We start from the raw sequence: 19,679 nt of genomic DNA, 5'->3' as shown, positions 1-19,679 counted from the left end.
GGCGTTACTCCCCCTCGATCTCTGTGTGCGTGGCGACGTTTGTCACGCTAGATCAGTCCCTGTTCCCCAATGATGCTTCGCCATGAAACTAGCAGTCGCTCAGCGGCACTTGCCTCACGACTCTTAGCCTCATTGGCGGTTGAGCGCAGCGCTCGACCAGCAAGCGCCTGGATGAGCTGCTGGAGCCTCATCACGTCGACATTCACCGACAGCAGGTAGGGGCGGACGTCGGCCGGCTTGTGCTCGGCCCTCCAGAGCACTCCGTGCGCCACGTCGATGAGGGGCGCGGCGGTCGGCGGGGAGAGCTCGATCAGCGGCATCGTTCCTCCGCCGTCCACGTTCGGCTGGCCCAGCCGCTCGTCGTGGCCCCGGTCCTCGAAGTCCCGAAGGATCACGGCAGACTTCGCCTTCGACACATGCGGGTTTACGCCGTTCGTCAGACCGTTGGGACTGTCGAGGTCCGCTCCGGTCATTCTCGCCAGGTTGTTGGCCTCGTCGAAGGGCACCTGGCCATAGCCGTAGGAGTACTGGGCGGCGACGTAGTAGCGGGTCACTGGGTCGACACCGGCGAGCGACCCGAAGATCGCGTCGAGGACCCGGGTCTGCACCATCTCCAGGAAGCGTTCCGCAGGCAGGACGTCTCCGTTGTCCTGCTCGACTCGCTCGAAGCGCGTCAGGGCCCGGAGGCCGGCACCCACGGTCGCGATGACGAGATCGGCACCGGTGATGCCGAGGTTCTCCAGCCTCTCCAACCGCTCCTTGATGATGTCGTTGAGCTCGGCCATGACCTCGCCCTCGCTGCCCACCCCGGCGTTCGGGTTGCGCTTCCGAGCCACAAGGAAGATGGACGACGCCAGGCTAGCCGTGCCCCGACCAACCGCCCTCTCGGGCATCTCGGTATCGAGGGGCCACGCCTCAGTGATCGTAAAGCCCGCTACGCGCAGTGCCTCCACAAGGCTTGACCAGCCGGAGGTGGTCTTGTGCGCGTATACGCAGACCAGGGGAGCTCCTGGCTTCAGGACCCGATGCGCCTCACGGAATGCCTGCTCCATCAGCGTCTCGTAATGCTGACGCGCCGCGTCCTTACTTCCCGCGTGGCGGTATGCCGCGACGACCGCCTCACTCCTCTTGGGAGTGAGTTCCCCGCCAAGGTCGGTCGGGTAAAGGAACCCGACCGATCGCTTCAGCCAGACGTAGAAGAAGTCCGAAAGGTCCGCGTAGGAGATGTTGTCGTAGTAGGGCGGGTCGGTAACGACGGCGTCCTGTGAGTCGTTCGGAAGAGGCAGGGCGGCTGCAGAGCCGCGGACACACTTGGCAGGATTCCGAATGGTCGCCAGCCGGTCAACGAGGTTGGCCGTCTCCTTGAGGTACTTGCGCACGTCGCCGGAGGCGCCAGCGAAGGGGTTTGCCTCGTAGAAGTCCCAGACCATAGGTAGGGCCTGCCGTGCAAAAGTGTTGGTTCCGCCCTCATTCTTGGTGTCCAGGCGGCACAAGTTCGACAGTCGGTCGGCTACTCGGTTCAGAGCCATGGCCAAGGCCGTGGCAACAGCTGCAGCGCGCCCCTCATCCATTCCGCTCTCGCGAGCCGCGTCATGCACCTTACGGATGCCAACGGCAAGAGTGCTCAGGGCGAGAAGCTGGCGCGGAGTGAACAGATCTCGATAGTGCGAGAATCCGTACACCATGCAGGTTCCGCCGGTGATTCGCATCGTCCCGGGAAGCGGCTCATCGAGCGGGTCGATCGGCAATTCCGCCAACCGCTTCATGCATTCGGCATCGTCGGGGAGGTCATATTCCCCTACCGGAAGGTAGTCGCGACCGCGGCCCGAAGGCTTGAGTGCCAGGGCAGTCAGCGGTGCCGTGGTCATGCGACCGGCACGGGCCTCTTCCTTTACATACCGGCTCTCAACCGGAGCGCCGCAAATGCGGCAGGTCACTTCTCCGCCGCGTGATCCTTCTGCGGGATCGAAACCGAGACCTTCCTCGGTGGTGGCCTCCACAACCTCGTAGCGCAGGGACCACGTGGCGCGGTCAGCGACTGGCTTCAGAGCGATATAGCGCCCCTTCTTCCGGCCGAGCCATGTCTGACGGAGAAGGTGAGCGTCATGCTCAGGAGTGGCCGGGTTCGGGCAGCGGACCGCCCGGGTCCAGATGTAGGCGAGAGGAAGGCGCTTATCAGTGTCGGTAGCGCCGATCATCGTCTGACCAGTACCGCTATCGACCGCCGGGTACAGGTCTGACAGTGCCGTCCACGCCTCGTCGACCCAGGCGGTTCCCCATCGGCGAATGTCGTCGCCGAGTCCGGGATAGCTCTGCGGGTACTCCATGAGCATCCGCTCAATGAGATGCGCGACAGGGTTCAGCTCATTGGCAGTTACTTCGCACCCGAGCCGCAGTGCCTCCAGCGGGATGGCGCCCCCGCCGGAAAAGAGATCGACTACCTTCGGGGCTTCGCCGCCATTCGCCGCAAGGACCTCTTCTCGGGCGGTCTCGATGGGCTGCGCCGGGCCGCCCCAGGTGCAGAGGGCGTCGAAGAAGTCGGAGAGCTCGTCAACGGACCGGGTCCGCCCGGCCGCGGGCACGAGAGCGGCGTAGACGGCAGCACGAGAGGCCGCGAGAGGCCGGCGGGCCCACCAGAGGTGGAGGGACGCCGGGTGTCCGACGCGCCCTCCGACCTTCTCGCTCGCGCTGGTGCGGCTGATGACGTCGATCGGGATGACGTCTTCGATGAGCCGCTTTTCACTGCTGTCGCGCACGCTAGTCCTCTCGCCCCACGGTCTCTGTGTTGCCGACCGCGTGAGCTCGGATACTAGCGCCCGGCACCCGATACCCGGTGATTTGCCTGATGGCAGCGACGTTGGGAAGCGTGTGGTAGGGGTCCTGGACGCGCAGCAGATTCGGCCTCGACGTCGCGCTGTAGACGACGTAGAGCCAGAACCCCGCTCCCCAGCGCTGGGCGGCATACCACTCTGTACGGTACAGGCCCACGTCGCCGGCCGGAACGCCTCGGCCCTTGACCTCGATGCGACGCACCTCACTGGATCCGTCAGGCAGAGTCCTAGTGGAGCGGATGTCGAAGCCCGAGCCATCCCGCAGATCCCCAACGTACTCAGGGGTCCACCCTGCCTCGCGCTCGAACTCCATCGCTACGGCCACGGCGGCGTCCTCGACGGCCTTGCTCGGCCGCATGACATCGACGTCCGGATCGTCTGGGGCCGCAGGCGGGAGCACGGCTGCCGTGCCGAGGTGAGTCACCTTGCCCGGCCGGACGACGCCGAGGCGGTTGAGCGACTCCAGCTTCGACGCACGTCGGTGGCCGAGCTCCTTGAGCTGCCGGTCCGTGTTGTCGCGCAGAAGGCGGTACGAGTCGTCGCCGGCGTCGATCTTCGAGTTGTATGAGACCCAGCGATCCTCCAGGCGGCGCTTCTGGGCGGCCATCGCCTCGTTCAGGTAGGTGGCTCGAAGTCTGGCGTGTTCCAAGCGGTTGGTCCGCTCGGTGGAGGTGCGGGGAAGCTGCACCTTGACCCGCAGCCAGTCGGTGGCCAGCTTGATCTGGTCGGGAGAGGGCGGCTCCGCGTTGTCACCAGCAGATGGCGTGAGCGTGTGCAGAACGTCCGCTGGGCCTCGGTGGAGGCCATCGTGGTCCTCTATCACTGCCACAACCTCGGAGAAGACCTGCTCCGGGGAGCCGTGCAGGTCCTCGCCGACGATCTGGTACGAGAACAGGTGCACGAAATACGGTGCTGCGGTGCCCGGATCGATGAACACGGCTGCGCCCTGGGGCACGCCTTCGGCCGTCAGGTCTCGCTCGAGCGACTCGGCGAGGGCCGCGAAGAGAGGGTGGCCTGGGGAGCAGAGAGTCGCGTCTTCATGCTCAACTCGGTCGCGCTGTTCCTTGCGGAACGTGAGCTTGCGGTAGTCGGCAGCGGGGCGCCCGCGGTGCCGCACCGAGAGGAGGTCATCGCTGCGGAGAGCCGCCGGAACGTGCTCGACCCGCAGCAGCTGGTCAGCGCGCCGCTCTACCCGGAGGTGCTGTCGGCCTGCGGCCCGCAGGAAGAATTCTTCGACGTACTCCGGCATGAGGCGGCGCTCATCGGACAGGAAATTCTGTCCCCGGACCCACTCGATGTCGACATACTTCTTGGCGAGAGCGATTCCGGTGGCTTCCTCATACTCGGCCAGCTTCTCCGAGTCAAGGCGGTTGATCTCCGCCACTGCCGCATCGCGGTTTGCGCGAGTCGGATTTGCGAGCGTCTCCTTTACGAGGCGCTCGAAGTCGATACCGTTGATCGTCAACAGTTCGCCGATAACGTCGTAGACGCGGCCGTTGAGGTCCTGGCGCATGGCCTCCAGGCGGGCGTGCAGCCTCTCCAGGAGCTCACCTTCCACCGTGTTGGTGGCGCAGAAGTTGAAGATCCAGCAGTCGGCACTCTGACCGATCCGGTGAACGCGGCCCATACGCTGCTCAAGGCGAACGGGATTCCACGGCAGGTCGTAGTTGATCATCAAGTGGCAGAACTGAAGGTTGATTCCTTCGCCAGCCGCTTCAGTGGCGATGCAGATCTGCTTGTTCTGCCGGAAGTCATGCTGGATACGCTTGCGCTCCGCCGGCGGATGGCCTCCGTGGATAGTGCAAACGTCGTAACCCCACTCCTCCAAGTGCTGCCGCAGATACTCCAGCGTGTCCCTGTGCTCGGTGAAGATCAGCAGCTTCCCGCGGCCGTCCCGCAGCTCCTGGAATTCGGCCCGCTCCAGGCAGTCGCGAAGGGCAGCGAGCTTTCGCTCTTCTCCCTGGGAACGCACGCGGTCGGCATGCGCGACGAGCTTGCGCAGCTCGGCCACCTCAACGCGCAACTGTGAAATCTGTCCTGCGCTGCTGACCTCAGTGGCCAGCAGGTCGTCGACAGTCTCGTCGATATCATCCGACTCGGCCTCGACGTCGTCGAAGTCGCTGTCCGCCGGAATTCGGCCCAGCGCCGCCAGGCGGCGATTGCGGTCGGCCGGGCGCATCCCGGCGAGCTGCTCAGCCAGTTCTTCCAGCCGGTTCGCGCGCTTTGCGAGCGATGATCGAATTGCTCCGAGGCTGGATGCCAACCGTCGCTGGAGCACGGTACGGGCGAGTGCCACCGCGTTTCCGCGAGAGCCGCCGCTCGCCCCAAGGTAGGTATTGACGTACTGGGTGACGCTCAAATAAAGCTCGTACTCCGCGGGCGAGAGCTGGAAAGGCTGGGTGCGTACGTGGCGCTCGACGAAGAGCGCCCCATTGTGCTCATCGACGAGATCTTCCTTCTGGCGGCGAAGGAAGTAGGGGTTGTCGTCGTTGGCGATCTGCTTCTTTACCAGATCCGCTGTGGAGAACTGATCGGGGTCGAGCAGGCCGAGGAAGCGGGTGAACCTGTCCTCGTCTCCTGAGTGGGGCGTCGCCGTCAGCAGGAGAAGCCGGTCAGCCTGCTGCGCCACGCCCTCCACAACGGAGTAGCGCTTGGTCTTGACGACTCGCTCGTCTTGCCCCCGCTTGGTGAACGCGGACGCCTTGTGCGCCTCGTCCACGATCACAAGGTCCCACTGGTTTCGCAGGAGGTCATCGCGGACGTCATCGCGCTTGGCGAAGTCGAGACTGCTCACGATCAAGGGGTAGCGCTCCCAGGGGCTGCGTCCCACCTGGTGGCGTACCTGCTCTCCGCTCACCACCTCGAACTGCTCGTCGAACTTGTCCAGCATCTCGTCCTGCCACTGCGTGGTGAGCGGTGCCGGGCAGAGGATCAGCACGCGCTCGACGACACCACGGAGCTTCAACTCCTTGAGCAGCAGACCCGCCATGATCGTCTTGCCCGCGCCCGGGTCATCCGCAAGAACGAAGCGCAGCCGGGGCTGCGGCAGCATGTGGCGGTAGACGGCTTCGATCTGGTGAGGCAGCCCCCGGACGCCGCTCATGGACACAGCAAAGAGGGGATCGTGGGCGAAGGCGAGCCGGATGCGCTGAGACTCAACCCAGAGGAAGAGGTCCTGGGAGCTGACCAGTGCCGGCTGCACCGCAGACTGTGCCAGAGCCGCTTCCAGTTCGGCCTCGAAAACCTGAGTCTCGTCTGGGGCGCCGTTCGCGTGCCGGACCCGAACCAGGTAGACGTCCGAGCCGATCTCCTCGACGTGCTCGACCCTCACGGGATGCGCGAAGTGCCCATCCAGCATGATCAGGCGGTTCTTGGCACGCTCCTGCAGGTCACCCACGGTCGATCCTCCCGACACTCCCCACTGACGGTTCCAACGTATCGGATCGCGCCGACAATTCAGCGGGCTCGCGCTACGCCGGTGCTTGCGGTCAGTTGGCGGTGTTCAGCGAGTACCGTGCTGACTCGCTCCGGCACGAGCTGTTGGACCAAGGTGAATCGCCCGCGTGAGGAAGGCTGTACATGGTTCGGGAGACGCCGCGCGGGCGGTGCTGATCCACTCCATTGGTGTCGGTTGTGGAGTGCCTACATGTCGCGTGTTGGCCGAATCGGTCGCCTCGGTGTGGCCATGTGCGGCCGGTGTGCGGCCGGACGCCTCTGGACGAGGTAACACAGGATGGACGGGGCGACGAGCCGCACGTGCTCTGATCAGGCAAAACGGTACCCTGGAGCACGAGCCGGAACCGGGCATCATGAACGCTCGTGGTCTCGTAATGCGTAGGTCGCGGGTTCGAATCCCGCAGGCGGCTCAGTGAAGGCCCAGGTCATATAGCCCATGACCTGGGCCTTTTGCCATTCCTTGACGTGTGAGCAGGCGTCAGCGACGCCCTACAAGATCGCTTGCGTGAGCGATGCGTGAGCGCGGCTGTTGATCTTGGGTTAGCCCTTGGCCTTCTTGGCCTTGGTCTTCGCCTTCTTCGCGGCCTTCCGCTTGGCCTTCTCCGCTTCGGCGGCAGCCTTGGCGCGAGCTTCGGCCTCCGTCTTCCGCTGGAGGGGGACGAGCTTCGCGGCAGCCTCGGCCGCACCCTTGGCGATCTCGGGCAGGACGCTGGTGTAGGTGTCCGACGTGATCTTGATGGAGGAGTGGCCGAGCATCTCGGACACCACCTTCATGTCGACCCCGCCGGCGAGGGCGAGCGTGGCCGCGCCGTGGCGGAGGTCGTGCAGGCGGATCGGCGGCAGCCCGGATGCGGCGATCAGTCGCGCGAACATCTCGGTGACCTTGCCGGGGTGGAGCCAGGACCCGTCCTCGTTGGTGAAGACCCGGCCGGTGTTCTTCCAGGCAGGCCCCCAGTCGTTCCGCTCCTTCTGCTGCCGCTCGCGGTGGCGCCGCATGACGGCCACCGTGTCGTCGTCCAGCGCCACGGTCCGGAAGCTCCCGTCGGTCTTGGGGTCGGACTCCTCGACCTCCCAGCCGTCCTGCACGAGCTGGGTCGTCACGGTCAGCGAGCTGTCGTCGAGGTTGGTCTCGGACCACAGCTGCCCGCACGCCTCGCCTCGGCGAAGACCGCGGAAGGCGATCACGTGCCACATCGCGTACAGGCGGTCGTCAGCGACGAAATCGAGGAACGCGCCGGTCTGTTGCGGCGTCCAGACCATCACGGGGGAGGGCTTCACGCCGGTCTCCCGCCACTGCGCGACCCGCTCGGGTGTCCACACCAGACCCTTGGGCTTGGTGGCCGGGTCGAGCTTGACGTGGGCGGCCGGGTTGAGGGTGATCAGGCCCTCGGGGATCGCGGCGTTCAGGGCGGTCCGGAGCGTGGCCCGGATGCGCTGGCGGGTGGCCGCGCCGGTCGTCCGCCGGAAGGGCGGCATCTCGGCGAGTTCGGCGCGCAGAGCCTTGCGGCGGGCGCGGTTCTCCACGCCCTTGATCGGTACCGTGGCGAGCTCGGCCTTCAGCGCGTGCCGCAGGGCGTTGTTCTCCAGGATTTCCTCGTTGGCGTCGGCGATGGCCGTGAACATCTCGGCGAGCGTGCTCACCCGCAGCCGGTCGACGCGGATGTGCCCGATGCGGGGCTTGAGGTGGACCCGCACGTCACACTCGTAGCGGGTGATGCCGGACTTGCGGATCTTCTTGCCAGCCAACCAGGTATCGAGCCACTCGCCGACGGTGACGCGGCTGGACAGATCCTGACCGGCCTTCAGGCGGTTGCGGGTCTCCTCGATGTCGGGCAGCTGGGCCTTCTCATCGGCGACATTCACCAGGAGCTCGGCGACCAGGGCCAGGTCGTCGGGATCCTCCTTGCCGAGGGCGAGCAGACCGCGAACGTGGTCGAGGTCGGCCTGTGCCTCCTTCAGCGTCCCGTAGCCGGCGCGGTTGAACGAACGGCGCATGCCGTCTTCGGCGTTGGGCAGCTCCTGGCGTATGGAGTAGGAGCCGTGCTTCCGGCTGCCGAGCTTCGGGCACGCCTTGCCGAGCGGCCTACCGGTCTCGGCGTCGCGGCAGTAACAGCGGTGGTAGGTGGAACCCTTCATTCGTCCTCCAGGTCGAAATCGGTTTTGAGTGGTGGGAGTTCGGCGTTCAGGAACTTGAGGCTCGGCGCGAGGTCGGGTACCTCGCAGCCCGTCTCGCGCATTCTTGCTCTGACGGGCTGAAGCCGAAGACGGACGGAATCGATGAAAGCGGTGCGCTTCTCCTCCGACCCGGGTGACCAGTTCTCCCGGTCGAAGTTGAATTCCAGCTGGAACGCGTCGTGATGTTCGCGCTGCAGCTCCTGCCAGATTCGGGCGTGCTCGCGGAGGAGGTAGAGATCGAATGTTCCGGGTGAGTGCGGGTGCTCTCCGGTGAAGCGGCTGAAGGCCGACCAGCGGCCGATGTCCTTCCCGGGCAGGTAGTTGACATGGCCGCCGAGGGCAGGTGAGAAGACCAGGTCGGCGGGTGCGACGTCTAGGGCCTCGGCTACCACGATGAGCTCCGGAATCGTGATCGTCTTTCGCCGGCCGGACTCCCAGTTCGCGATCACGTTCCTGGGCACCTCGTGGCCCAGGCGCCGGGTCTCGTCGGCCAGCTCCTGCGCGGTCATTTCCAGGTCTTTCCTTGTGCGGGTGATCGCTTCGATCACGTCCTTGGTGATCTGGTCGTGCCAGTCGAGCACGTCCTCGTCGACGGCGGACCAGTCTGCATAGCGGCCGTGTGTCATATCGACACAATAGCTACTGCCAAGCTCTTATCCGCTGCGGCACTCCGCCGCCGCCCCCTCCCGGGGAGATCTCAGATTTGGAGTTCATGTGCGAACTGATATGACGTCGGCAGCGGTGCATGGAATGGGCCGGGCTGAGCTGCTTGCACTCCCGGCGGCCATCGACCTCGATACCGCGAACCGCGCCATCGGCTTGGGGCGCAGTAAGGGCTACGAGCTGGCCCGCCTCGGCGCCTACCCCTGCCGGGTCCTGCGGCTGGGCAAGAAGTACCGCGTGATCACGGCGGATCTCCTGCGGCTGCTCGGCATCGACGCGACGGCCGGGGGAGCCGCGGCGGCTGATGCAGCTTGACGTGGAGAGAGCTCGATCTACAAGCCTGTCTGCCATGGGCGTACTTGCCCGCCCGGAGTGGATCTTCCCGGCAGGTGTGCGTAGGTTCGTGGTCCCTCGGCGGCCCCGGCCGCCGAGGCCCTGCCACCAACGGGCAGGTAATCCTTCCGAGTTGGGTGGGCGCGGCTCCCCGCGCCCACCCGTCCCTGGACGCACGAAGGCCCCCGGTGCTGGAACACCGAGGGCCAGGCGAAGTCCTTACCCGCGACCTTCATCGGTGGCGCGCGACGGATCAGGTCCCGCGCCCCAGTCTGGAGCTTCAGCATGGAGTCTACGTCCCATCAGCCCGATGTGGCCGCCCCTGCCGCAGTGCCGGCCGGCGCTGGCTGGCCACCCGTCGCCAGGCCGGGCGAGCCCGGTGCCTACGTGCCGGGACCGCAGGCCGTGGACCTGTCCACAGACTGTGGACAGGTCCACGACGAGGCGGAGCCTGCTGCGCCCACGGTCCTGAACGAGATCGACCTGATGCCGGACGCCGAGGCGACCGAGGGCTCCGAGGCGCTCGCGCAGCTGAAGGCTGTGATCGCCAAGTTCGTGATCCTGCCCTCCGAGGCGGCTCTGGATGCGGCGACGCTATGGGTCGCCGCGACGCACCTGCAGGGCTCGTGGCAGCACGCCCCGCGCCTGGCGGTCGTCGGACCGGCGAAGCGCTGCGGCAAGTCCCGCCTGCTCGACGTGCTCTCCGAGACGGTCCACCAGCCGGTCCTGACGGTGAATTCCACCCCGGCTGCGGTCTTCCGCTCGATCACCGAGGTGCCGCCCACCCTGCTGGTGGACGAGGCGGACACCATCTTCGGCAGCCCGAAGATGGCTGAGAAGAACGAGGAGATGCGCGGCCTGCTCAACGCCGGGCACCAGCGCGACCGCTACGTGCTACGGGTGGTCGGCAACGACCACACTCCGCGCAAGTTCCACACCTTCGCGATGGCGGCCATCGCGGGGATCGGCGACCTCCCCGACACGATCATGGACCGCTCGATCGTAATTCGAATGCGCCGCCGGGCCGAGGGCGAGCGCGTCTCGCCGTACCGCACCAGGCGCGATCAACCCGCGCTCCAGGAGATCCGGGACCGGATCGCCCGCTGGATGGCCCCGCTCGCCGACCAGGCCCTGCACTTGGAACCGGCCATGCCGGTGGAGGACCGCGCTGCCGACACCTGGGAACCCCTGGTGATCACCGCCGACCTCGCCGGAGGCCCCTGGCCTCGCCTAGCCCGGCAGGCGTGCAAGCGGATGGTCGACGCCGAGGTCCGGACCGAGGAGGACAACCCCGGCGGCGCGCGGATCCTCGCCGATATCCGCCGGATCTTCCACGCCGCCGGGGAGCCGGACAGTATCGCCACCGACCAGCTGCTCTTCACCCTCAACGGCGACCCCGAGGCTCCCTGGGCCGAGGCCGGCCGGGGCGGGCTGACCCCGCGCGGCCTCGGCGCGATGCTCCGTGAGTTCGGCATTTCCTCCGGCAACGTCCGCATGCCCGACGGAACCCAGCGCAAGGGCTACCTGCGCCACAAGTTCCTCGACGCCTGGCGGCGCTACTGCCCCGCCGTCCACCCCGTGACCGCCACCGGAGCGGGCAGCAGAGGCTGACGACCCTCCCCGAAGTGCCGTCCCTGCCGTCCCAGCCGTAACACCGCAGGTCACTGCACCTGCCGCCGAGACGGAACAGCGCCCCAAGACGGATCAGGCCCACGCCAAGACGGATCAGGCCCACGCCAAGACGGCAGCCGTCCACTCCGGCCAGCGCTCGCCACCGCCCCCACCCGGGACGTGAGCGGCGGGCCCGGGGGCGGGACGGGAAACACATCCGTCTTGTGCCGTCCCAGCCGTCCCTGCCGTAAAACTCCAGGTCACGGGCCATGCCGCCGAGACGGATACGCCCCCAAGACGGATGCGCGCACCGTCCCGCGCCTGAACGCCGCCGCCCCTGTGACGCCCCTGGCCAGCCGCTACGGCCCCAGCCTGGGGGCCTGTCCTGCAGCGCCAAGACGGCAAGACGGCAAAGACGGCAATCCCGCGACCCACCACCACTCGACCCGCGAGGACCACCTTCCGCATGACCATCGCCAACCCACGCCGCACGCCCCGCCCGGACGCCGTCCTCGTCCAGGCCGCCATCGCCGGTGCCCTGTCCTTCGCCCACCTCCACGACATCGCCGAAGCTGCCGGACAATACAGCTGGAAAGCCTGGGCCTACCCCATCTCGGTCGACCTGCTGCTCGTCGCCGCCTGGCACCGCATGCGGACCCTGCGCACCACCGGCTGCCCCGCCGGCACCGCCTGGACCTGGTTCGCCATCGCCCTGACCGCCTCGCTCGGCGCGAACATTGCCACCGCCGGACTCCTCGACCTCGCCCATGTCCCGGACTGGCTGCGGATCCTGGTCGCCGGATGGCCTGCCCTCGCCTTCTTCGGCGGCACCCTCCTCGCCCACAACACCACGGCGACCACCGTCGCCACCGAGCTGCAGCCCGCCGAGGCCGCGCCCATGCTCCACGAAGACCTCGAGCCCACCACGGCTTCCCCGGCGGCCGAGCCTGCTCTGCTCACGGAAACGGACCAGGACGACCCGCTCGACGATGGGCCGGACGCCGCCCCCGACGACGACGTCCAGTCCAGCGACCCGGAACCGGTGGTGGGGACCAAGCGCACCGGACGCAGGCCCGCCGCCTCGATGGACGAACTGGCGGAGATCGTCCGCCCAGCCGTCGAAGAGCACGGCCCCACCCAGGCCGTGATCAAGACGGCCCTACGCGAGGCTGGCATACCGATCGCCAGCGACCGCCTCGGCAAGCTGACCCAGCGCTTCAAGGACGAGCAGGCTACCCGGCAAACAGATGCGCAGGCCAGCCTCTCGGCCGCCTGACGCCCCGCCGATCATCGCGGCTCGCCTGCTTCGGTCGCTGCCGGAACGGGCGAGCCGACCTCTCTTCCACGCTGGTGATCACCGGCACCCCGCATGCCCGCAGCGGGGACACCGGAAGTCCCGAAACCCCCGCCTTCTACACCGGATGTCCGACATCGCCAAACCGGACGTCCTACCCGACCATCACCCCACATGCCGCACGCACCTCGCGCCTACACCCGCCCGCCCCGACAGGAAATCCGGAGGACTCCTTGCCCGACCCTCAGCCCCGCCGCGCTCCCGCCCGCACCGGTCCCGAGAAGGGCACCAAGGGCGGTAGGCTGATCAACCGCCTGCTCCACGTGTTCGGTAACTCTGCTCCTGGCGGAGCCAGTTGTACCCAGTCTCCGACACTTCGCGCCGGACTGGGAAGCTCCGCCCCAGGGGTGGCGGAGGAGGCCCGGCGCGAGGGCGCGCCAGGCCAGGCAGTGGCCCTCGGTCCGGACGAACTCGACGCCCTGCAGCTCGACATCCTCGCCCGCGCCCGCGCCGACCAGAACGCCGCGCCAACGCCCGCCGCCACCGACGACGAGAGCGTTCGCGCCGCCCGCGCCGCGTTCCTGCACGAGAACACCGCCGCCCTTGACGTCCCGAAACTGAACGCTCCCGACGGCGCCCAGCCGATGCCCACCGGCAAGATCCGGAAGCCCACCGGAACCCGCCGCACAGAGCGGGTCGGCCCGGTCGGCTTCACCGAAGCGGAGCTCATCGAGCTGAAGGACGCCGCCGAGCGCCACGGCTACAAGGACACGATCTCCGGATATCTCGGCGACATTGCGCTCGCGTTCATCCGGGGCGAGTTCACCGTCGACCTGCCCCTGCACACCGACCGCCTCGCCCTACAGGAGTTCCGGGCCGAAATCCGCGCGGAGATCAATGCCATTGGCAACAACATCAACCAGATGGTCCACGTGCTCCACCGCGACGACCGCCTCGAACCCGACAGCCGCGACCGCCTCATCCGCCTGGAGAACCTGCTCCTCGCCATCGCAGAAGCCCTGCTCATCCCCACCACCCACCACACCCCGGAAGGAGACATCGCAGCGTGATCCCCTCCATCAAGGCCTCCGGCGGCAACACCCGCGGACTGCTCGCCTACCTCTACGGGCCCGGCCGGCACGACGAGCACCTCGACCCGCACATCGTCGCCTCCTTCAGCCCGCTCGGCTTGCGCGATCCAGGCCGCGACCAGAGCGCCACCCTCACCCAGCTCGCCCGGATCCTCGACGAGCCGGTCAACCTGCGCAACAGCAGTTTCGGCAAGAAGGTCACCGACCACGTCTGGCACTGCCCCGTCCGCGCAGCCCCTGGCGACCGCTACCTCTCCGACGCCGAATGGGGCGAGATCGCCCGCCGCATCGTCCACGCCGCCGGCATCGCCCCCGACCGCGACCCGCACGGCTGCCGCTGGATCGCCGTACGCCACGCCGACGACCACATCCACATCCTCGCCACCACCGTCCGCGAGGACGGCCGCCGACCCAAGCTCCATGGCAGCGGCAAGCGCGCCCAGGCCGAAGCCCGGAAGATCGAGAAGGAACTCGGCCTCCACCAGGTCCCCGCCGGCGACCGCACCGGCGAGCGCCGCCCCACCCAGGCCGAGATGCACAAGGCCGACCGCCTCGGCTGGCAGCAGACCAGCCGCGACTGGCTCCGGGACCGCGTCCGCGATGCCATCCCCCACGCCGCCGACGTGGAGGAACTCCTCGCCTACCTGCAGGCCGACGGCGTCGAGGTCAAGCCCCGTCGGCTGCCCTCCGGAGACCTCCAGGGATACGCCGTCGGACGGCCTGGTGACACCAACGCCAAGGGCGAGCAGATCTACATACCTGGTGGGAAGCTCGCCCCCGACCTCTCCCTGCCCAAGCTCCGGTCCCGTCTCACGGCCGGCACTCCGGAGGAGCACCCCACCGCCCGGCGCGACCGGCCCACCACCAGCTGGCAGCGCACCACCGACGCCCTCGACACTGTCCACCAGCACCTGACCGACGAGACCGCCAGCGGGAACAACGGGGACGGCGCGTTGGCGCAGGCGCAGATCACCGCGCTGGGCGACATCATCAACGCCACCGCCCAGCAGGCTCCCCAGGAACTGCGGGCTGAACTGCGAGCCGCCACCCGGGCATTCGCCCGCGCCCAGCGCTCCCAGGTGCGCGCCGACCACCAGGCCGCCGCCGGTCTTCGCCAGGCCGTCCGCGACATCACCTACGCCGGTGACGGGCCCGACGGCAGCGCGCTCGCCGTCATGATCGCGGCCCTCGTATGGGCGGCGATCCTCACCGGCCGATGGCACCAGGCGCGCGGCCACGCCCAGCAGGCGCAGGCCGCCCAGCAGGCCGTCCAGCACCTGCAGGCCGCCTACGACCACGCCGCTGCCGACCACCTCGCCGCCCTCACCCACCGCCAACCGGCCAAGGAGATCGCCAACACCCTCGCCGGCGACGTCCGTTCCGCCGTCCCCGACCACGCCCAGCGCATCCTTGTCGACCGCAACTGGCCTGCCCTGGCCACCGTCCTTGCCGACGCCAAGGCCCTCGGCCACCAGCCCCGAGAGCTCCTCCAAGAGGCCGCCGCCCGCCGCGAACTCACCACCGCCCGCCTGCCCGCCAAGGTCCTCCTCGGCCGCATCCAGCACACCAGCCGCAACCCCGAGCGCAACCTGGCCGCAGAGGCTGCCCGCCGCCGCTCACCCGCCGCGAACGCCCTCGGCCTGGGCGCCACCCCCACCGACCCGACAATCCCACCCACCGCATCCGCTGGCACCACGGCCAGTCGAATCCGATGAGCCCGGCCCGCGCGTGCTCGACCACTCCCGGGCACCTACCCGGGTACCCTTGGCAGCCCCACCTCCACAAGGGCCCAAATGGCCTCCGGGCGAGGTTGATATGGTCATGGACAAACTGGTGCCCGACGAAGAGCTTCGTCGTGGCCTCATCTGCCAAGACCCAGCAGGCTGCGATGCGAAGGTCCGGCGGGTCTCGCCTTGCCAGACGTGTCAGCCGAACGGCCGATCTCATCGTCTCATCTTGATGAACTTTGCGCCGATCGGGACATCATGGCTCCGACTCTGCGCTAGCGTCCCAGCGTCTCATCTCAAGGGGGCCGGGCTTGCTGCACTTCGATGACCAGGGACATCTGGTGCGCGGTCGTCATCAGATGGACATCGAGGAGGCGCGGGACTGCCTCGTGGACGCACCTTGTTTCCGTGACTCCGGCACCCGCGGGCAACTCTGGGATGGGTTCGAGCGCTTCCTCGCGCGCTTTCTGGCCTTGGAGGAGATCCATCGCGATGTGCTCGAAGGGCAACCGCCACTCATCCACTGCGTCTGGCTGGGTGGCAGCTATGTGAGTGCCAAACTGGATCCCCGCAACATCGACGCCACGTTCTTCATGGACGTGGAGGTCGAGGATGCCTTGCGCGGGAAGGAAGGCGCGGGATGGCTCACGAAGGCCTTCAAGAGCTGGAAGAGCATACAAACGGAGTACGGCGTTACGCCGCTTCGTGTGGGGTATCGGCGTGTAGCAACAGTTTTTCGACCGGACGAACATAGTGCAGTAGATCAGGAGTACTTCCGCGACCGCGGCCGCTGGGACGATTGGTGGCAGCGCCGTCGCCTGGAGCCTCCGGCAGATCCTCGCCCAACGGTCGAGTCGGCGGTACCAGTACGCGGCTATCTGGAGGTGACACTGTGAGCACAGCCTGGCGCGCGCGAGTCCTGCAGCAGCACCGTGTCGAAGCCCAGGAAGAGGTTGCTGCTGCCGGCGTCGACGACCGCTCCAGTGACGAGATCGAGTCCGACCTACGAGTCGCTACTCTCGAGATCCACCGGCTCTACGACCAGGAGGCGACGCTCGACAATGAGCTACGGATCAGGTTCAGCGGCACCGATGCGGTACAGGGGTCGCTGGACTTCGACATGGGAGACGCACTTCTCAAGCCACTCCAAGATTCGGTCTCGGCAGCCGCGAACCAGGTGGTGACCCTTAAGCTGGTCGGCCTCTCCAAGGGCAGCACAGTGCTGCATGTCCGTCCTGTCCCAAAGCGGGCGGTTGAGAACGATGCGGGGGATGCGCTTCCGGTCGAGGCTGTACAGGACTACGGCATGACCGAGCTTCTTGCCCTGGTTCGAGCTTTGGAAGACGAGGGAGACGTCGGGCACCTCGCCACCCTGCTCAGCTATCTAGACCACGTAACCGATGCACTCGACAAGTTCGGGATCCAAATGGACCTGACGTGGCTACGATCGGATGGTCAGGTCCGTTCGGCAGCTCTCACGCGCCGTGGTTGCGACTACGCGGCTCGGCTGCGGACAGTGCGCCCTGCCACGGAGGAGATCACGGTCTCCGGCCACATTACCGAGCTAAAGCAAGCTGGCGTGGTGAAGGTAAAGTCTGGCACCTCCCCTCGGGCTCAGGCGTTCGACGTTAAGTTCGAAGACCCTTCCGTGCTTGTAAGGATGCGTCTTGCTTTGGGTGACAACGTCACGTTCCGGGTCAAGAAGACCCAGTCCGTCGATTCGGTGAACCGCACAAAATCCACGACCTATCAATTCCTGGGCATGCTTGAGGAACATCCGAAGCTCCTCTAAGGCCATACGTAGCTCCGAGCCAGGAGCATGGCGGTGAGGCGAGGCGACTCGGGGGAGGGTTGCTGGCTGTTGACGGCCTCGTACCCCCAGGACTCGTACAGCGCCTGGACTTTGCCGTCGCCGGCGAGGGGGTTGACCATCAGGGTGACGCGCTCCTCGGTGCGGCCGGCCAGGAGTTCGTCATGGATGCGCCGCGCGGTGCCGGTGCCCCGCCATGGGATGCGGAGGCCGATCTCCTTGATCACCAGGGTGCTGACTTCGGTGAAGCCGTCGGGCAGTGGTTCGGCCATGCGCTTCCAGTACCGGTCGTCGGCCGTGAGCGTGTTCCCGTAGGCGTATCCGATGGCCGTCTCGCCGTCGTACGCGATGACGGCCTCGAAGCCGGGTTCGGTGGCATGCCGGTCGAGCCTCTCGGCGAACGCCTCGACGCGGTAGTTCGCCAGGTGCAGCAGCGGAGCGCGGACGTCCGCGTAGACGTCCAGCAGGTCCTGGCGGATCTCAGGGGTGAGATTGGTGTGGTGGCGGAGCTCGACGGTCACGCGGTGGTCCTCCAGGTGTCGTGGGCGTACTCGGTCCAGGTCAGGGCTGGGCCGCTGTCGGCGGCCACGGTGGTCAGCTTGGTGCCGAAGGCGGTCAGCATGCCGGTGACCCGGGGGTGAGTGGAGACCTCGGCCGACACCGACATGGCGGTGGCGACGGCGGGTTCGAAGTCGCCCTGGCCGAGTTGGGCGTGGGCGAGGCGGACGGTGGTGATCGCGTGGGAGCGTTGCATTGCCCCGCGGCGAAGCGCCATGCTGCGGTGGGCGTGGGCTTCGGCGTCTTCCCAGTTGCCGGCGGCGAGGTGGGCGGCGAGGGCGAGGGAGTCGAGTTCGGCCTGGTCGTAGAACGCGGTGATCCACACGGGTCGGGACGCTGCGGCATCGGCGCGGTCGAGGGCGTCCTGCGCATGGCCGAGAGAGCGTCGGACGGCGTTGGTGTCGCCAGTCAGGCCGTGGATGGCAGCGTGCCGGGCATGGCCGAGGGAGGCGAACAGCGGGTCGCGGCGGGCGATCGGCAGGCCGCGGGCGACGTCGTTGGCGGCGAGCGCGTCGCCGGGTCGGCCGAGGTGACGGTAGAGGCTCCCGGCGTGCGACCAGATCCGGAACTGGATGGCGGAGTCGCCGGACATCGCGGCGATGGAGGCGGCCTTCTGGTGGTGCTGGAGAGCGGCGTCGAAGCGGCGGCCGTCGATAGCCGCCCACATCGCGCTCGACATGAAGGAGGCCGCGCACGCGTACAGGGCCGAGCGGATCCGCTGGCTCGCGATGCCGTGTTCCTGGAGGATGAGTGCTTCGTCCGCGAGGGCGACCGCCTTGGCCTCGATGCTGACCCGGCCGCCGTGCCGGTGGTCGCTGGCGATGACCTCGGCGAAGCGGGCCTCCAGCAGTTGGATGTCAGCGGCGCCGATGCGGCGCGGTGCAGGGGCGGCAGCCGTGCCGGTGAGGGCGGCCACGGCAGTGCCGCCGGCGGCCGCTATGAAGTCGCGTCGCCTCACGTCTGCCTCCGGTGTGGTGCGGGCCCGGCCCGTGGGGGCGAAGCCGAGCTGTTCGGGCATGCAGTCGAATACTGCACCCAGTGCGACGCGGATCTTTCCCGGTGGCCACCGGGTCACGCCGGTGAGCCAGTTGTGGACCGTGCGCTCTGATACGGTGCCCGGCTTCCCGGTCAGGGTCCTGATCTCGGCATTCACTTCGCGCGCTAACTCGGCCTTGGTCATGCGGCGTTCGGCCATCCTGCGGCGGAGAGCGACGTTTGCCACCATGCGGTCAACGTAGCCGCGTTGTCACCTGGCGTGCAGGGCTTCGGGTAATGGGACCGTCAAGTTTTCCGGTTGGTACCGGGCCATGCCGCACCGAACTTTGCCTCACCACCCAGGCGTTGGCGGTCGTTCACTGGTGTGCGGCCGCCGCCGGAACCCCCGCGGCGGCGGCACCGACACATCCCTGCTCTCACCCCTGGAGTCCGCGATGCCGTTCCCCTCTGGTCTTCCCAGGCGAGCCCCGGCCACCACGCGGCCCAACCCAGGTGCGCCATCGTGACCGGCACGATCACCGCGCCGGAGGAACAGGAACCGGCCTCCGGGACGAGCATCGACCTGCCCTACCGGCCGGAGTCGGCGTCGCAGGCCCGAAAGCTGGTTCGGACAATGCTGACCGAGTGGAGTCTGGACGACCTGGTCGACGACGCCGTACTCGCGGCCTCGGAGATGGTCACGAACGCCGCGAAGACCGGCTGCCACACGGCGATGACACTCCAGATCATCCGGACGACGGCCGCCTCGGTGCGGATCCTGGTGACGGACGGCTGCCGCGTCCTGCCCGTGCGGATCAAGGCGGGCAGCGGCGACGAGTCCGGCCGCGGGCTCGAACTCGTCCACAAGCTCACCCACGGCTGCTGGGGAGCATCCCTGGAACCCCTCGGCAAGATCGTCCATGCCGACCTTCGAGTCGGCGGGAAACCGTGAGGGGCCAGCACCGAGGCTCGGCGCGCGATCCGATCAGTACCGCCCTGCAGACGGTCTGGATCACCGGTCACCTCGTCGTGCTCGGCCTGCTCAACGCCCTGACCGACCACCAGCTCACAGGCAACCCACTGCCCCGGATCGCGGCCTCCAGCCCCGACACCGAGCCGCCGCCACCCTCCATCTGACACTGCGAAGGAGTCCGC

At 67.7% G+C, this 19,679-nt stretch carries 15 protein-coding genes; 9 read left to right on the top strand and 6 right to left on the bottom strand.

Features of this window, described 5'->3' with window-relative positions; genetic code table 11:
• Positions 1-47 precede the first annotated feature (47 nt).
• The 4 genes from PUR71_RS28855 to PUR71_RS28840 form a co-directional block, all read right to left on the bottom strand.
• A complete protein-coding gene (locus PUR71_RS28855; protein ID WP_329930080.1) occupies positions 48-2,756 on the bottom strand; it encodes a DUF1156 domain-containing protein in 2,709 nt (902 codons plus the stop codon).
• Between the two features lies 1 nt (position 2,757).
• Complete coding sequence (locus PUR71_RS28850) at positions 2,758-6,228, bottom strand: helicase-related protein (RefSeq protein ID WP_329930079.1); 3,471 nt, start codon at positions 6,226-6,228, stop codon at positions 2,758-2,760.
• Positions 6,229-6,827: 599 nt separating this feature from the next.
• Complete coding sequence (locus PUR71_RS28845) at positions 6,828-8,423, bottom strand: tyrosine-type recombinase/integrase (protein WP_329930078.1); 1,596 nt, start codon at positions 8,421-8,423, stop codon at positions 6,828-6,830.
• Complete coding sequence (locus tag PUR71_RS28840; protein ID WP_329930077.1) at positions 8,420-9,088, bottom strand: helix-turn-helix domain-containing protein; 669 nt, start codon at positions 9,086-9,088, stop codon at positions 8,420-8,422. Before PUR71_RS28840 ends, PUR71_RS28845 begins: the two co-directional genes overlap by 4 nt.
• A gap of 100 nt (positions 9,089-9,188) precedes the next feature.
• Here PUR71_RS28840 and PUR71_RS28835 point away from each other — a divergent pair, with 100 nt between their 5' ends.
• The 7 genes from PUR71_RS28835 (at position 9,189) to PUR71_RS28805 (ending at position 16,973) form a co-directional block, all read left to right on the top strand.
• Positions 9,189-9,440, top strand: coding sequence for a hypothetical protein (locus PUR71_RS28835; RefSeq protein ID WP_329930076.1), 252 nt, complete (start codon positions 9,189-9,191; stop codon positions 9,438-9,440).
• A gap of 303 nt (positions 9,441-9,743) precedes the next feature.
• The gene (locus tag PUR71_RS28830) at positions 9,744-11,069 is read left to right on the top strand and encodes a DUF3631 domain-containing protein (RefSeq protein WP_443077604.1); all 1,326 of its coding nucleotides are present in this window, start codon (positions 9,744-9,746) and stop codon (positions 11,067-11,069) included.
• Between the two features lie 466 nt (positions 11,070-11,535).
• Entirely contained in the window at positions 11,536-12,345 is an 810-nt protein-coding gene (locus PUR71_RS28825) for a DUF2637 domain-containing protein (protein ID WP_329930075.1), read from the top strand.
• 425 nt (positions 12,346-12,770) lie between these two features.
• Entirely contained in the window at positions 12,771-13,433 is a 663-nt protein-coding gene (mobC, locus tag PUR71_RS28820; RefSeq protein WP_329930074.1) for a plasmid mobilization relaxosome protein MobC, read from the top strand.
• Positions 13,430-15,169, top strand: coding sequence for a relaxase/mobilization nuclease domain-containing protein (locus PUR71_RS28815; protein WP_329930073.1), 1,740 nt, complete (start codon positions 13,430-13,432; stop codon positions 15,167-15,169). The genes mobC and PUR71_RS28815 overlap by 4 nt, the downstream gene beginning before the upstream one ends.
• Before the next feature lie 323 nt (positions 15,170-15,492).
• Positions 15,493-16,077: a DUF6932 family protein gene (locus PUR71_RS28810; RefSeq protein ID WP_329930072.1), complete on the top strand. Its 585-nt coding sequence runs from the start codon at positions 15,493-15,495 to the stop codon at positions 16,075-16,077.
• A complete protein-coding gene (locus PUR71_RS28805; RefSeq protein WP_329930071.1) occupies positions 16,074-16,973 on the top strand; it encodes a hypothetical protein in 900 nt (299 codons plus the stop codon). Before PUR71_RS28810 ends, PUR71_RS28805 begins: the two co-directional genes overlap by 4 nt.
• On the opposite strand, the gene PUR71_RS28800 is transcribed toward PUR71_RS28805, so the two are convergent.
• The gene (locus PUR71_RS28800; RefSeq protein ID WP_329930070.1) at positions 16,970-17,512 is read right to left on the bottom strand and encodes a GNAT family N-acetyltransferase; all 543 of its coding nucleotides are present in this window, start codon (positions 17,510-17,512) and stop codon (positions 16,970-16,972) included. The two genes, PUR71_RS28805 and PUR71_RS28800, sit on opposite strands and share 4 nt — an antisense overlap.
• On the bottom strand, positions 17,509-18,567 hold the full coding sequence (locus PUR71_RS28795; RefSeq protein ID WP_329930069.1) for a hypothetical protein: 1,059 nt from the start codon (positions 18,565-18,567) through the stop codon (positions 17,509-17,511). The genes PUR71_RS28800 and PUR71_RS28795 overlap by 4 nt, the downstream gene beginning before the upstream one ends.
• Positions 18,568-19,047: 480 nt before the next feature.
• On the opposite strand from PUR71_RS28795, the gene PUR71_RS28790 reads away from it, so the two are divergent.
• Together PUR71_RS28790 and PUR71_RS28785 are read left to right on the top strand one after the other, a co-directional pair.
• Complete coding sequence (locus PUR71_RS28790; RefSeq protein ID WP_329930068.1) at positions 19,048-19,476, top strand: ATP-binding protein; 429 nt, start codon at positions 19,048-19,050, stop codon at positions 19,474-19,476.
• A complete protein-coding gene (locus PUR71_RS28785) occupies positions 19,473-19,661 on the top strand; it encodes a hypothetical protein (RefSeq protein WP_329930067.1) in 189 nt (62 codons plus the stop codon). Before PUR71_RS28790 ends, PUR71_RS28785 begins: the two co-directional genes overlap by 4 nt.
• Positions 19,662-19,679: the final 18 nt, after the last annotated feature.

Origin of the sequence: Streptomyces sp. SP17BM10 (genome assembly GCF_036322405.1) — a bacterium.
Lineage (GTDB): Bacteria > Actinomycetota > Actinomycetes > Streptomycetales > Streptomycetaceae > Kitasatospora.
Note: the sequence above shows the minus strand (reverse complement) of the source record. Positions and strands in the feature narration are given on the sequence as shown.

Coding starts and splice junctions, on each gene's coding strand:
- PUR71_RS28835 (WP_329930076.1), top strand. CDS start 9,189: ATGACGTCGGCAGCGGTGCATGGAATGGGCCGGGCTGAGCTGCTTGCA.
- PUR71_RS28845 (WP_329930078.1), bottom strand. CDS start 8,423: ATGAAGGGTTCCACCTACCACCGCTGTTACTGCCGCGACGCCGAGACC.
- PUR71_RS28830 (WP_443077604.1), top strand. CDS start 9,744: ATGGAGTCTACGTCCCATCAGCCCGATGTGGCCGCCCCTGCCGCAGTG.
- PUR71_RS28795 (WP_329930069.1), bottom strand. CDS start 18,567: ATGCCCGAACAGCTCGGCTTCGCCCCCACGGGCCGGGCCCGCACCACA.
- PUR71_RS28825 (WP_329930075.1), top strand. CDS start 11,536: ATGACCATCGCCAACCCACGCCGCACGCCCCGCCCGGACGCCGTCCTC.
- PUR71_RS28840 (WP_329930077.1), bottom strand. CDS start 9,088: ATGACACACGGCCGCTATGCAGACTGGTCCGCCGTCGACGAGGACGTG.